This window comes from Serratia sp. CC22-02, from assembly GCF_900182895.1.
Classification (GTDB): Bacteria; Pseudomonadota; Gammaproteobacteria; order Enterobacterales; family Enterobacteriaceae; genus Serratia; species Serratia nevei.
The window spans coordinates 349435-362288 of record NZ_FXUD01000001.1; the positions used below are offsets into that span (position 1 = coordinate 349435).

Sequence of the window (12854 nt, forward strand, 5' to 3'; positions counted from 1 at the left end):
CCGGCGTTTTTTTTCGACTAGCGCAGCGGCTCGCCGCCGGTTTCACGCAGCAGCGGCAGCACCGCCAGCGAAGCCAGCGTCGCCAGCATCAGATAGACGGCGGGCGCCAGCAGCGAACCGCTCAGCGCGATCGACTGCGAAGCGATGTACTGGGCGAAGCCGCCGAAGATCGCCACCCCGAGGCTGTAGACCAAGGCAAACCCCAGCGCCCGAATGCGCTGCGGGAACAGCTCCGAAATCATCAGCATGGTCGGCACCGAACCGAGCGTGGTCAACCCGACCAGCACCGCGACAATCAGCAGCAGCACCGCCGGATGCGGTACCGCGCTCAGCCACCAAAATGCCGGCAGGGCCACGATCAGAATCGCGATCCGCGACCCACGGATCAGCGGCAAACGGCCGTAACGATCGCACCAGTGCCCGACCAGCAGACTGCCGCCGAAGGTGACGAGGCCCGCCAGCAGCATCGCGGCATAGCCGTAGGCCTGCGCCATCCCCAGGTATTTCACCGCGTAGGTGCCGAGATAATACATCGAGATGTAAGTGGCGACGGTCGCGCCGATGGTCAACATCACGCCGAGCACCACCGCCCGCGAGTGCTGGCGCAACTGCGCAGGCGGCTCGTGGGCTCGCGACACCGACGGCCGATCGCTCTCCAACCCGAGGCGCAGCCAGCAACCGAGCGGCGCCAGCGCCACGCCGATAAAGAAAGGAATGCGCCATCCCCACTCAGCCATAGCGTTCGGCTCACCGGAAAGCACCGGCAAGGCCGCGCTGAGCGCCAGCGCGGTGACGCCGCCGACCACGGTAGCGATGCCCTGCGTCGCCAGCGACCAGCTGGAATAGAAGCCGCGCCGGTTGGGCGGCGCCGACTCCACCAGCAACGACATCGATGCCCCCACCTCGCCGCCCGCCGCCACGCCCTGGATCAGGCGTGCCGCCACCAGCGTGACGGTTCCCCAATAGCCGGCGCTGGCGTAGGTCGGCGCAAAACCGATCATCGCCGTGCCCAGGCTCATCAAGGAAATCGTCAGGATCATCGCCGGCTTGCGGCCATGGCGATCGGCATAGGCGCCAATCAGAATGCCGCCCAGCGGCCGCATGAAGAAGCTGACGCCGAACGTGGCAAACGCCAACAGCAACGCCAGATGCGGATCGCTGGACGGCGGAAAGAACAATACGCTGATGTAAATAACGAAGAAGTTATAAATACCGAAATCGAAAAACTCCAGCGCATTGCCGAAGGAGGCGGCGAATATGACCTTTTTGCCGCCGGCCTTCGGGGCCGATATTATTGCCGCCTGGGTTTCAGCCGTATTTTCACTCATCATTACCTTCCCTGTTATTATTTTCGAGTTTATTTTAAATACGCTTCCGCCAACGCTCCCCAATACTGGCTGCCGGCCGCCAGGCAGCCGTCGTTAAAGTCATATCCCGGGTTATGCACCATGCAGCTGCCTTCGCCATCGCCGTTGCCGATGATCAGGTAGCAGCCCTGCGGATGCGCATCGAGCATGAAGGCGAAATCTTCACTGCCCATCAGCGGCCGGGCGCCGTAGTGTGCGCGGTCATCGCCGAACTGCTGCTGCGCCACGCGGTGGGCGAAACGGGTCATCGCTTCGTCGTTGACCAGTACCGGCGTGCCGTTAACGTGTTCCACCACCGCGTGAGCGCCGAAGCTTGCCGCCTGCGCTTCGATCAGCGCCGGAATGCGCGCCAGCAAGGTGGCACGCGCCTGGCGATCCAGCGAGCGCACGCTGAGCTTCATCTCCGCGCTGTCCGGGATCACGTTGGCCGCCTCACCGGCCTTGATGCTGCCGACGGTGATCACCGCCGCCTCCAGCGGATCGATATTGCGCGAAACGATGCTCTGCAGCGCGACGGTGATATGCGAAGCCACCAGCACCGGATCGACCGTCAGCTGCGGAATGGCACCGTGGCCGCCGCGCCCCTGCACCCGCACGTTGAACTGATCCATCGAGGCCATAAACGGGCCGTGCTGGAAGAAGAACTCGCCGAGCGGCATCCCCGGCATGTTGTGCATGGCGAAGATGGCGTCGCAGGGGAAGCGCTCGAACAGCCCCTGTTCGACCATGCGCGCGCCGCCGTTCAGCATCTCTTCCGCCGGTTGGAAAATCAGGTGCAGCGTGCCGTTGAAGTTGCGCGTTTGCGCCAGGTAACGAGCGGCACCGAGCAGCATGGTGGTGTGGCCGTCATGGCCACAGGCGTGCATGCGGTTGGCCACGCTGCTGCTCCAGGGCTTGCCGTTGTTCTCCTCGATCGGCAAGGCGTCCATATCGGCGCGCAGCCCGAGGCGTTTAACGCCGTCGCCCACCCGCAGCGTGCCCACCACGCCGGTGCCCGCCAATCCGCGGTGCACCTCATAGCCCCACGAATTCAGATAATCCGCCACCAGATCGCTGGTGCGAAACTCTTCGAAACCCAGTTCAGGGTGTTGATGAATATCGTGCCGAATGGCCGTGAGCTGCGGTAAATACCCTTCGATGATTTTATTTATCATAATTAAATTCCTTTCGTGACTTTATTATTTATTTTATGAATGATTAAACCTGCGGGTTGAAATAAAGGTATAACACGGCACGGATGATTTTATTTCGGCACGCCTCGACAGATAAAATAATAATTCGCCAGACGCCGTGCCCGAATAAAAAACGACGATGATTCGCTGTACGCGCCGTGAAAATGCAGAATGAATAACTGCCGGGGGTTGCATGGGCGGCAGCCTGCGCCAACGCGGTTTCATCACGTTGTTTTTACACTAAAACCCCACCTGCTTCACATTTCTCATCCGACCTGCCGCGGTTCGGCGGCAAAACTTCTACTGTTAAAACGTCATTCCTAATAACAACGTCGATTTTTACCTCTGTACGCCAAGGAGTTGTTTCATGAAAAACATCAGGTCAGGACTTATCTGGCTGCTGGTGGCGTTGGTCGGCGCCTTCGCCTTCGCCATGCTGGCGCTCAGCCGCGGCGAACACGTCAACGCCGTCTGGCTGGTGGTCGCCGCCGTCGCCTGCTACAGCATCGCCTACCGCTTCTACAGCCGGTTCATTGCCGACAAGGTCTTTGAACTGGACGACCGCCGTCTGACCCCAGCAGAACGCCACAACGACGGCCTGGACTACGTGCCCACCAACAAATGGGTGCTGTTCGGCCACCACTTCGCCGCCATCGCCGGCGCCGGGCCGCTGGTGGGGCCGATTCTGGCCGCGCAGATGGGCTTCCTGCCGGGAACCATCTGGATCCTGGTCGGCGTTATGCTGGCCGGCGCGGTGCAGGATTTCCTGGTGCTGTTCATCTCCACACGCCGCGACGGACGTTCGCTGGGGGAAATGGCCAAGCAAGAGCTGGGCGCGTTCGCCGGGGTAATCACCATGCTCGGCGCGCTGGGAGTGATGATCATCATCCTGTCGGCGCTGGCGCTGGTGGTGGTAAAAGCCTTGGCCGACAGCCCGTGGGGGCTGTTCACCATCGCCGCCACCATCCCGATCGCCCTGTTCATGGGCATCTACATGCGCTTTATCCGGCCGGGCAAGATCGCTGAAATCTCGGTGATCGGCTTCGTGCTGATGCTGCTGGCGATTATTTACGGCGGCAACGTGGCGCAAGATCCTTACTGGGGGCCGTTCTTCACGCTGCACGGCACCACCCTGACCTGGGTGCTGGTGATCTACGGCTTCGTCGCTTCGGTGCTGCCGGTGTGGCTGCTGCTGGCACCGCGCGACTACCTTTCCACCTTTATGAAAATCGGCGTCATCATCGGCCTGGCCATCGGCATCGTCTTCGCCATGCCGGAGATGAAAATGCCGGCGGTCTCGCGCTTCATCGACGGCAGCGGCCCGGTGTTCGCCGGCGCCCTGTTCCCGTTCCTGTTCATCACCATCGCCTGCGGCGCCATTTCCGGCTTCCACGCGCTGGTCTCCAGCGGCACCACGCCCAAGCTGGTGGAACGCGAAAGCCACATTCGCTTTATCGGTTACGGCGCCATGCTGATGGAGTCTTTCGTCGCCATCATGGCGTTGATCTGCGCCTCGGTGCTGGATCCGGGCGTTTACTTCGCCATGAACTCACCGGCGGCGCTGATCGGCACCACGGTGGAAAATGCTTCGCAGGTCATTAACAGCTGGGGCTTTATCGTCACGCCGGAAACGCTGGCGCTGATCGCCAAAGAGGTAGGTGAGAACTCCATCCTGTCGCGCGCCGGCGGTGCCCCAACCTTCGCCGTGGGCATGGCGCACATCATCAGCGAGGTGTTCAACAGCCGGGCGATGATGGCCTTCTGGTACCACTTCGCCATTCTGTTCGAAGCGCTGTTCATCCTGACCGCCGTCGACGCCGGTACCCGCGCCTGCCGCTTTATGGTGCAGGATCTGGTGGGCGTGGCGGTGCCACAGCTGGCCAACAACCGTTCCTGGTTCGGCAATCTGGCGGGCACCACGGTGGCGGTAGCCGGCTGGGGCTTCTTCGTGTATCAAGGCGTGGTCGATCCGCTCGGCGGCATCAATACCCTGTGGCCGCTGTTCGGCATCGGCAACCAGATGCTGGCATCGATGGCGCTGATCCTCGGCACTGTGGTGCTGTTCAAGATGAAAAAACAGCGTTACGCCTGGGTTACCATCCTGCCGACCGCCTGGCTGTTCGTGACCTCCATGACCGCCGGCTGGCAGAAAATCTTCCACGAGAAACCGAGCATCGGTTTCCTGGCGCAGGCGAAGAAATTCTCCACCGGCATTGAGCAAGGCACGATCATTGCGCCGGCCAAATCGCTGAAAGACATGGAGACCATCGTGTTCAGCAACCAAATCAACGCCGCGCTGTGCGGGTTCTTTATGCTGGTGGCGGTAACCATGCTGATCGCCGCCTTCTTCGCGATCCGCCGGGCGCTGCGTGCCGAACAGCCGACGGCGCATGAGGTGAGCGCCGCGCTTAGGGAAGAAACCGGCCGCAGCTAAGCGTTTCAGTCATCCAGCAAGGGCGCCGCGGCGCCCTTTTTACTGGCCAGGCTTTAACCCAGCAGCGTGGAGCCGAAAGCCCCCTGCCAATCCTGCTCGAACTTCTCGACCGCGGCCTGCACCGCTGGCGCGCTGAGGAACTGCTCCGCCACATCCACCGGCAGCGTGATGGCCTGGCAGCCCGCCAGCAGGCATTCCAGCGCCTGGCGCGGCGTTTTAAAGCTGGCGGCCAGCACATGCGCCGACGGCGCGTGCAGGCTCAGCAGTTGCTGCAGCTCGTGCACCATTTCGATACCGTCGCCGCCCTGCGCATCTACCCGATTGACGTAAGGCGCCACATATTCCGCCCCGGCCAAGGCCGCCAGCAGCCCCTGCCCGGCGCCGTATACCGCCGTGCCCAGCGTCGGAATGGACATCGTTTTAAGCTTCTTGATCGCAGCCAGCCCCTCGGCGGTTGCCGGGATCTTCACCACCAGCCCCGGTACGCGCTGGCTGAGCAGCGCCGCCTCCGCCACCATGCGCTCGGCATCGGCCGCCATCACCTGCGCGAACAGCTTGCCGGTGCCGCCGAGGGCGTCGCGCAGCGCAGGCAGCACTTCCCAGATCGGCTTGCCTTCCTTCGCCACGATGCTCGGGTTGGTGGTGACGCCGTGCAGCGGCAGAATGCGCGCCAGGCGTTTTACCGCAGTCACATCGGCGGTATCGAGATAAAGCTCCATCACGGACTCCTGTGTCATGTTCTGTGGGCGGATTCAAACTCTGATCATCATAGGGCAAAAACCCTGCCAACTTTTGACCAAAATCAATTCAACTTTCATTCGAAACATCTTTAATGGCGAAAGATTCAGCAACGCCAAACGGGTGACTCATGTTCTTCAATCTGCAGCGCTACTCGACCCATGATGGCCCTGGCATCCGCAGCGTGGTCTTTTTAAAAGGGTGCCCGCTGAGCTGCCGCTGGTGTCAGAACCCGGAAAGCCGCTCGCGCCACGCGGATCTGCTGTTTGACGAGCGCCTGTGCCTGAGCGGCTGTACGCTGTGCACCGAGCGCTGCCCGCAAGGCCTGCGGCGTGACGAGGGAGCATTGACGCTGCGGCGCGACGTCATCAGCAAAGACGACTATGCGGCGCTGGCCGCCGCCTGCCCGACCGGCGCGCTCAGCCTGTGCGGCAGCGTGGTCAACCCCGACGATATCATGGCCGAGGTGATGCGGGATAAGCCTTTCTACCTGCGCAGCGGCGGCGGTTTAACGCTGTCCGGCGGCGAACCCTTTATGCAGCCGGAAATCGCGGCGGAGCTGCTGCGGCGCGGCCGGGAAGCCGGCATCCACACCGCCGTCGAATCCTGTCTGCACGTTCCCTGGCGCTACATCGCCCCTTCGTTGCCCTGGCTGGATCTGCTGTTGGCCGATCTCAAACACACCGATGAAGCGCGTTTTAAAACCTGGACCGGCGGCTCCGCCCGTCGGGTGATGAACAATTTTCGTCGTCTGGCGGCGCACGGCGTGCCAATGACCGTGCGCGTGCCGCTGATCCCCGATTTCAACGCCGATCGCCACTCTGTCCGCGCGATTGTCGACTTCGCCGCCGACGAGATCGGCGTATCGGAGATCCATTTTCTGCCGTACCACACGCTGGGCATCAACAAGTATCACCTGCTCGGCGAGCCCTACCGCGCCGCCCGCACGCCGCTGGACGCGCCCGATCTGCTGGCCTTCGCCGAAGCGTACGCCGGCGCCAAAGGCCTGACCGCCATTTTGCGAGGATAACGCCATGACCACATTGGATTTGACCACCCTCAGCGCCCGTATTCAGGCGCATAAGAACGCGCTGATCCACATCGTCAAACCGCCGGTGTGCACCGAACGCGCGCAGCACTATACCGAAGCCTATCAACAGCATCAGGATCGGCCGCTGCCGGTGCGCCGTGCGCTGGCGCTGGCCAACCACCTGGCGAAGCGCAGTATCTGGATCGCCAACGACGAGCTGATCATCGGCAACCAGGCCAGTGAGCTGCGCGCCGCGCCGATCTTCCCCGAATACACCGTCGGCTGGATAGAAAACGAGATCGACCAGTTGGCCGACCGGCCGGGCGCCGGCTTCTCGGTCAGCGAAGAGAACAAGGCGATTTTGCACCGTCTTTGCCCCTGGTGGCGCGGCCAAACGGTGCAGGATCGCTGCTACGGCATGTTTACCGACGAACAGAAGGCGCTGCTGGCCACCGGCATCATCAAGGCCGAGGGCAACATGACCTCCGGCGACGCCCACCTGGCGGTCAACTTCCCGCTGCTGCTGGCGCTAGGCCTCGACGGCCTGCGTGAAAAGGTGAACGCGCGCCGCAGCCGCCTGCACCTGACCGAATGGGAAGATCTGCACAAAGCGCAGTTTCTCAACGCCATCGACATCGTACTGGCGGCGCTGAGCGAGCACATCCTGCGCTTCGCTCGCATGGCGCGCGACATGGCGCAACGCGAAACCCGCGACTGGCGGCGCACCGAGCTGCTGGCTATCGCAGACAACTGCGATCTGATCGCCCATCGTCCGCCGCAGACCTTCTGGCAGGCGCTGCAGCTGTGCTATTTCATCCAGCTGACGTTGCAGATCGAATCCAACGGCCATTCGGTTTCCTTTGGTCGTCTCGACCAATATCTCTATCCCTGGTATCGGCGCGACGTCGAGCTGGAGCAAAACCTGGCGCGGGAAGACGCCATCGAGCTGCTGCACAGCTGCTGGCTGAAGCTGCTGGAGGTCAACAAGATCCGCTCCGGCTCGCACTCCAAGGCCTCCGCCGGCAGCCCGCTGTACCAAAACGTCACCATCGGCGGCCAAAAACTGATCGACGGCCGGCCGTGCGACGCGGTCAACCCGCTGTCCTACGCCATTCTCGAGTCCTGCGGCCGCCTGCGCTCCACCCAGCCCAACCTCAGCGTGCGTTACCACGCCGGAATGAGCGCCGATTTCCTCGACGCCTGCGTGCAGGTGATCCGCTGCGGCTTCGGCATGCCGGCGTTCAACAACGACGAAATCGTCATTCCCGAGTTCATCAAACTGGGGGTTGAGCCACAGGACGCCTACGACTATGCCGCCATCGGCTGCATCGAGACCGCCGTCGGCGGCAAATGGGGCTATCGCTGCACCGGCATGAGCTTCATCAACTTCGCCCGCGTGCTGCTGGCGGCGCTGGAACAGGGCCGCGACGCCACCTCCGGGCAGATTTTCCTGCCGCAGGAACAGGCGCTGTCCAAAGGGAACTTCGCCGATTTCGAGCAGGTGATGGCAGCGTGGGATCGGCAAATCCGTTACTACACGCGCAAGTCAATTGAGGTCGAATGCGTGGTGGACAGCGTGCTGGAGGAGAACGCCCACGATATCCTCTGTTCCGCGCTGGTGGACGACTGCATCGAACGCGGCAAAAGCATCAAGCAAGGCGGCGCCAAGTACGACTGGGTTTCCGGCCTGCAGGTCGGCATCGCCAACCTCGGCAACAGCCTGGCGGCGGTGCGCAAACTGGTGTTCGAGCAAGGGACAATCGGCCAGCAGCAGTTGGCGGCGGCGCTGGCCGACGACTTCGCCGGGCTGGATGGCGAACAGCTGCGCCAGCGGCTGCTCAACGCCGCGCCCAAATACGGCAACGACGTGGACGACGTCGATCGGCTGCTGGTGCGCGCCTACCAAACCTACATCGAGGAACTGAAGCAGTATCGCAACACCCGCTTCGGCCGCGGGCCGATCGGCGGCGGCTACTACTCCGGTACGTCGTCTATCTCAGCCAACGTGCCCTTCGGCGCCGCCACCCTGGCGACCCCGGATGGCCGTAAGGCGCACCAGCCGCTGGCGGAAGGCGCCAGCCCGGCGTCCGGCACCGACCACCTGGGGCCGACGGCGGTGTTCAATTCGCTCGCCAAGCTACCGACCGAAGCGATCCTCGGCGGCGTGTTGCTCAACCAAAAGCTGAACCCGACGACGCTGGACAACCCACGCGATCGGGAAAAGCTGATGCTGATGTTGCGCACCTTCTTCGAGAGCTATCGCGGCTGGCATGTGCAGTACAACATCGTGTCGCGCGAAACGCTGCTGGCAGCGAAGCAACACCCTGACCAATATCGTGATTTAGTGGTTCGCGTAGCTGGCTATTCCGCCTTCTTTACCGCATTATCCCCTGAGGCGCAGGATGATATTATTGCGCGCACAGAACATACTCTTTAAACCTTTGACTCTTAGCGGCCGCACCTTGGCGGCCGCATCATCAGGCCGATATGAATTTACGACAACAGACCATATTGCAGTTGGTTAACGATCGCCGGCGGATCAGCGTCAATGAGCTAGCGCGCGCCTCGGGCGTCTCGGAAGTCACCATCCGGCAAGATCTCAACCTGCTGGAAAAGCGCAGCTACCTGAAGCGGGTACATGGCTCCGCCGTGGCGCTGGAGAGCGACGACGTCGACGCCCGCATGATGTCCAACTTCACTCTCAAGCAGCGGCTGGCGCAGTATGCCGCCGCGCAGGTCAACGACGGCGAGACGATCTTTATCGAGAGCGGCAGCGCCAACGCCCTGCTGGCGCGCTACATCGCCGAACGCAAGCGCATTACGCTGATCACCGTCAGCCACTACATCGCCAACCTGCTGAAAGAAACTGACTGCGACGTGATTGTGCTGGGCGGCATGTACCAGAAGAAAAGCGAGACCGTGGTCGGCCCACTCACGCGGCTGTGCATTCAGCAGGTGCATTTCAACAAGGCGTTTATCGGCATTGACGGCTTTCAGGCCGAAACCGGCTTTACCGGCCGCGACATGATGCGCGCCGACGTGGTCAGCGCAGTGCTGGCCAAGGGCGTGGAGAATATCGTGCTAACGGACTCCAGCAAATTCGGCCAGATCCAGCCCAACCCGCTGGCGCAGCCGGGCCAGATCAGCCGGGTGATCACCGATTCGCGCTTGGCGCTCGAGTATCAGCATCAGCTGAAACGCCAGGGCATACAGGTGGAGTTGGTCAACGACTAACGCGGGCCCCCATCATACCAAGCGCGCCGCGCGGGCCACGCCGCGCGCCTTTCCCCCTGCGCAGCGGGATTTTAAGACTATTTACCTGTTTATCCTTCCCGAGAAACCTATACTCAGTTTCGGCAACTTTTGGGCCGTAACTTGCTAATTATTCGGCTTTTAACAAAAAATGCCATTTTTTATATCGATACTGTATGGGAACCAACGGCAGGCCTGATTTATGGTTAACGCCTATACTTATAGGGCACTTCCATATAGCCAATGCTAAGGAGAAGTCATTATGATGATTATCAATAAACGTTTCGCCACCGCCGCTCTGGCACTGACTCTGGCGTTTTCACTCAGCGCCTGTTCCAACATGTCCAAACGCGATCGCAACACCGCAATCGGTGCCGGTGCCGGTGCAGTCGGCGGTGCAGTGCTGACCAACGGCAGCGCGTTGGGCACGCTGGGTGGGGCTGCGGTGGGGGGCATTATCGGTCACCAGGTTGGCAAATAACCTGACCGAGCGTCCTCGGCCAACAGGCTGGCAAAAGCGCCTCGGCGCTTTGACGTATTAACCAGAATAACGATGATTTCAGGTCTGTTTTACTTTAAGTCTATGGTTCTTTTGCCGTTAACGGGCTAACCCCCGGCAGCAACAACCTCAAGCCATGCCGCGGCATTGCACCGCGGTATGGCGATTCAGCTCAACCGCCCGCCAGTTTGACCTTCATGCCTTTGGCTTCCAGCAGCTGCTTGAGCAGATCGCGTTTATCGCCCTGGATTTCGATGATCCCGTCTTTCACCGAACCGCCGCAGCCGCATTTCTTTTTCAGCTCGGCCGCCAGTTTGTCGAGCGCAGCGTCATCCAGATCGACACCGGCGATCAGGCACACGCCCTTCCCCTTGCGGCCGCTGGTTTGACGCTGGATGCGCACGATGCCGTCACCCTTGGCGCGTTGCGGTTTAACCTCTTCCTGCTTGATACGGCCGGTGTCCGTGGAATACACCAGGCGGCTGTTATCGTCATTCATTGGCGGCTCCTCAGGCCAAAGAGGCGCGGATCGCGCGCAGCGTCGCGGCCGGATCGGCAGATTGGGTGATCGGACGCCCAATCACCATGTAGTCCACGCCGGCGGCCTGTGCCTGCACCGGCGTCATGATACGGCGCTGATCGCCCGCTGCGCTGCCTTCAGGGCGGATCCCCGGCGTAACCAGCTGGAATGCCTGCCCGCAGGCCGCCTTCAGCCGCTGAGCTTCGTGTGCCGAACACACCACGCCGTCCAGCCCACAGTCGCGGGTCAGGCGCGCCAGGCGCTCGGCGTGTTCCGCCGGGCTGGCCTCGATGCCGATGCCGCGCAGGTCTTCCGCTTCCATGCTAGTGAGCACCGTCACGGCAATCAGCAGCGGCGCATCCGCCCCGAATGACGCCAGCGCTTCTTTAGCGGCGGTCATCATGCGCGCGCCGCCGCTGGCGTGGACGTTGACCATCCAAACGCCCAGCTCGGCCGCCGCCGCGACCGCATGCGCGGTGGTATTGGGAATATCGTGGAATTTCAGGTCGAGAAACACGTCGAAGCCACGCCCATGCAGATCGCGCACCAGCTGCGGCCCAAACAGCGTGAACATTTCTTTGCCCACTTTCAGCCGGCAGTCTTGCGGATCGATACGGTCGGCGAACGCCAGCGCAGCGTTCTTATCGGCGTAATCTAACGCCACAACGATTGGAGATGATTTTAAGTCATTGTTATTAGCGTTATTTTCAGACTTCATTTCTTCTACCTTCTCTAAAATAGACATAATCAGGGACTCACCCGCGAAACTGACCGCCGCATTCTACATGTCGGGGGGCAGAAATCCCAGCCGCAGCGCACAGCGGCGCTCTGTCATGTTACCTCTCACCTTTGTCATGGCGCGTCAACGAAAGCGCATCAGCGATAAACCACGCAGCGTAAAACGCCGTAAAGATGCGTAAATTGTTAATCAGATATTTTGAATGAATTACTCAGCATTATCAGATTTTCAATCTTTGCAGATGCTTTATTATTCAGTCCATCGGAAGCGAATGGCTTCCTTCCTAAATAAACAGACTGGAGTCACCTATGAAAACCATCAAATATTTTGCAGCCGCTGCTGCTATCGCACTGACCTCTTTCGCCACCTTCGCCGCTGAACCGGTCAACAGCCAGCAGGCCGATAACCTGACCGCCACCGGCATCGTTTCCGCAGGCCACGCGACCACCCTCAGCAGCCTGGAGAAAAAGCTGGCCGCTAAGGCCGACGCTCAAGGCGCCAGCAGCTACCGCATCATCTCCGCCGGTGGTAACAACATGCTGAGCGGCACCGCCATCATCTACAAATAACATTTCTGGTACAGGGCCCGCGCGTTCGGGCCCTGCCTCTGTTTCTCGCCTAAAAAACCCGCGTTTTCCCCCGCCCCTATTTGTTACAGAAATATTAAATTTTTATTACACACTAGACACCCGATCGCCAGTGGCTTAGCTTGAAGGCATCTTCCTGCAGAAAGGCTTTCAAAATGAGCGAGATATCGACACTTACCATTAAAATTCCTCTGGAACTCAAGGAAAAAATCCGCGCCGCCGCCGCTGAAAACGAATTTTCGTTGAGCGTGGAAGTGTGCCAGCGCCTGGAAAGCAGCTTCAGTGCGCCCGCCGCCAAGGCAGAAAAACCGGCCAAAAAGGCGGATGAGCTGCACCATGGCGAGATCGACAACCAAAGCACCGAAGAAGAAATTGAACAGCCTCTGAGCCAGAAAGAGCTGAAGAAACTCCGCCAGCTGTTGAAAACCGGCGCCAAAGGCGGCAAGAAAAAGTAAACGACGAACAGACAAACATAAAAAAACGGGGCGATAAATCGCCCCGTTTTATTTTGGTGCC

General features: G+C 60.8%; 12 protein-coding genes. 7 read left to right on the forward strand and 5 right to left on the reverse strand.

The annotated features are described in order from the left end of the window. Window positions 1–17 precede the first annotated feature (17 nt). Window positions 18–1328 carry an MFS transporter gene (locus QOL81_RS01570; protein WP_070915146.1) on the reverse strand — a complete coding sequence of 437 codons (1311 nt, stop codon included), beginning with the start codon at window positions 1326–1328 and terminating at the stop codon, window positions 18–20. Between the two features lie 29 nt (window positions 1329–1357). Next, a complete protein-coding gene (locus QOL81_RS01575; RefSeq protein ID WP_060418549.1) occupies window positions 1358–2521 on the reverse strand; it encodes a M20 aminoacylase family protein in 1164 nt (387 codons plus the stop codon). A gap of 385 nt (window positions 2522–2906) precedes the next feature. Between QOL81_RS01575 and QOL81_RS01580 the strand changes: the two genes are divergently transcribed. After that, on the forward strand, window positions 2907–4973 hold the full coding sequence (locus tag QOL81_RS01580) for a carbon starvation CstA family protein (protein WP_047730578.1): 2067 nt from the start codon (window positions 2907–2909) through the stop codon (window positions 4971–4973). 53 nt (window positions 4974–5026) lie between these two features. On the opposite strand, the gene fsa is transcribed toward QOL81_RS01580, so the two are convergent. After that, on the reverse strand, window positions 5027–5692 hold the full coding sequence (gene fsa / locus QOL81_RS01585) for a fructose-6-phosphate aldolase (protein ID WP_283439589.1): 666 nt from the start codon (window positions 5690–5692) through the stop codon (window positions 5027–5029). Between the two features lie 149 nt (window positions 5693–5841). Between fsa and QOL81_RS01590 the strand changes: the two genes are divergently transcribed. The 4 genes from QOL81_RS01590 (at window position 5842) to osmB (ending at window position 10474) form a co-directional block, all read left to right on the forward strand. Continuing rightward, the gene (locus QOL81_RS01590; protein WP_169318472.1) at window positions 5842–6741 is read left to right on the forward strand and encodes a glycyl-radical enzyme activating protein; all 900 of its coding nucleotides are present in this window, start codon (window positions 5842–5844) and stop codon (window positions 6739–6741) included. Window positions 6742–6745: 4 nt separating this feature from the next. Beyond that, window positions 6746–9178 (forward strand): formate C-acetyltransferase/glycerol dehydratase family glycyl radical enzyme, encoded by a 2433-nt coding sequence (locus QOL81_RS01595; protein ID WP_060418540.1) that lies wholly within the window; start codon window positions 6746–6748, stop codon window positions 9176–9178. Window positions 9179–9228: 50 nt separating this feature from the next. Next, the gene (locus QOL81_RS01600; protein ID WP_038876236.1) at window positions 9229–9975 is read left to right on the forward strand and encodes a DeoR/GlpR family DNA-binding transcription regulator; all 747 of its coding nucleotides are present in this window, start codon (window positions 9229–9231) and stop codon (window positions 9973–9975) included. Window positions 9976–10255: 280 nt separating this feature from the next. Then, complete coding sequence (gene osmB / locus QOL81_RS01605) at window positions 10256–10474, forward strand: osmotically-inducible lipoprotein OsmB (protein ID WP_004930634.1); 219 nt, start codon at window positions 10256–10258, stop codon at window positions 10472–10474. 190 nt (window positions 10475–10664) lie between these two features. Here the strand turns inward: osmB and yciH are convergent, their stop codons facing one another. Continuing rightward, window positions 10665–10991, reverse strand: coding sequence for a stress response translation initiation inhibitor YciH (gene yciH, locus QOL81_RS01610; RefSeq protein ID WP_060418537.1), 327 nt, complete (start codon window positions 10989–10991; stop codon window positions 10665–10667). A 10-nt stretch (window positions 10992–11001) separates the two neighbouring features. Continuing rightward, window positions 11002–11730 carry an orotidine-5'-phosphate decarboxylase gene (gene pyrF, locus QOL81_RS01615; RefSeq protein ID WP_042705513.1) on the reverse strand — a complete coding sequence of 243 codons (729 nt, stop codon included), beginning with the start codon at window positions 11728–11730 and terminating at the stop codon, window positions 11002–11004. A gap of 329 nt (window positions 11731–12059) precedes the next feature. Here pyrF and bhsA point away from each other — a divergent pair, with 329 nt between their 5' ends. Both bhsA and QOL81_RS01625 read left to right on the forward strand, forming a co-directional pair. Next, window positions 12060–12320, forward strand: a complete 261-nt coding sequence (gene bhsA / locus QOL81_RS01620) for a multiple stress resistance protein BhsA (protein ID WP_049200066.1) — start codon at window positions 12060–12062, stop codon at window positions 12318–12320. Window positions 12321–12493: 173 nt separating this feature from the next. Then, on the forward strand, window positions 12494–12793 hold the full coding sequence (locus QOL81_RS01625) for an Arc family DNA-binding protein (protein WP_038876228.1): 300 nt from the start codon (window positions 12494–12496) through the stop codon (window positions 12791–12793). Window positions 12794–12854 lie beyond the last annotated feature (61 nt).

What these genes read in the sequence shown, in the direction of transcription:
- QOL81_RS01625 (WP_038876228.1), top strand. Translation starts at nt 12,494, where the DNA reads ATGAGCGAGATATCGACACTTACCATTAAAATTCCTCTGGAACTCAAG.
- pyrF (WP_042705513.1), bottom strand. Translation starts at nt 11,730, where the DNA reads ATGAAGTCTGAAAATAACGCTAATAACAATGACTTAAAATCATCTCCA.
- yciH (WP_060418537.1), bottom strand. Translation starts at nt 10,991, where the DNA reads ATGAATGACGATAACAGCCGCCTGGTGTATTCCACGGACACCGGCCGT.
- QOL81_RS01595 (WP_060418540.1), top strand. Translation starts at nt 6,746, where the DNA reads ATGACCACATTGGATTTGACCACCCTCAGCGCCCGTATTCAGGCGCAT.
- QOL81_RS01590 (WP_169318472.1), top strand. Translation starts at nt 5,842, where the DNA reads ATGTTCTTCAATCTGCAGCGCTACTCGACCCATGATGGCCCTGGCATC.
- bhsA (WP_049200066.1), top strand. Translation starts at nt 12,060, where the DNA reads ATGAAAACCATCAAATATTTTGCAGCCGCTGCTGCTATCGCACTGACC.
- fsa (WP_283439589.1), bottom strand. Translation starts at nt 5,692, where the DNA reads ATGGAGCTTTATCTCGATACCGCCGATGTGACTGCGGTAAAACGCCTG.
- osmB (WP_004930634.1), top strand. Translation starts at nt 10,256, where the DNA reads ATGATGATTATCAATAAACGTTTCGCCACCGCCGCTCTGGCACTGACT.
- QOL81_RS01570 (WP_070915146.1), bottom strand. Translation starts at nt 1,328, where the DNA reads ATGAGTGAAAATACGGCTGAAACCCAGGCGGCAATAATATCGGCCCCG.
- QOL81_RS01575 (WP_060418549.1), bottom strand. Translation starts at nt 2,521, where the DNA reads ATGATAAATAAAATCATCGAAGGGTATTTACCGCAGCTCACGGCCATT.
- QOL81_RS01580 (WP_047730578.1), top strand. Translation starts at nt 2,907, where the DNA reads ATGAAAAACATCAGGTCAGGACTTATCTGGCTGCTGGTGGCGTTGGTC.
- QOL81_RS01600 (WP_038876236.1), top strand. Translation starts at nt 9,229, where the DNA reads ATGAATTTACGACAACAGACCATATTGCAGTTGGTTAACGATCGCCGG.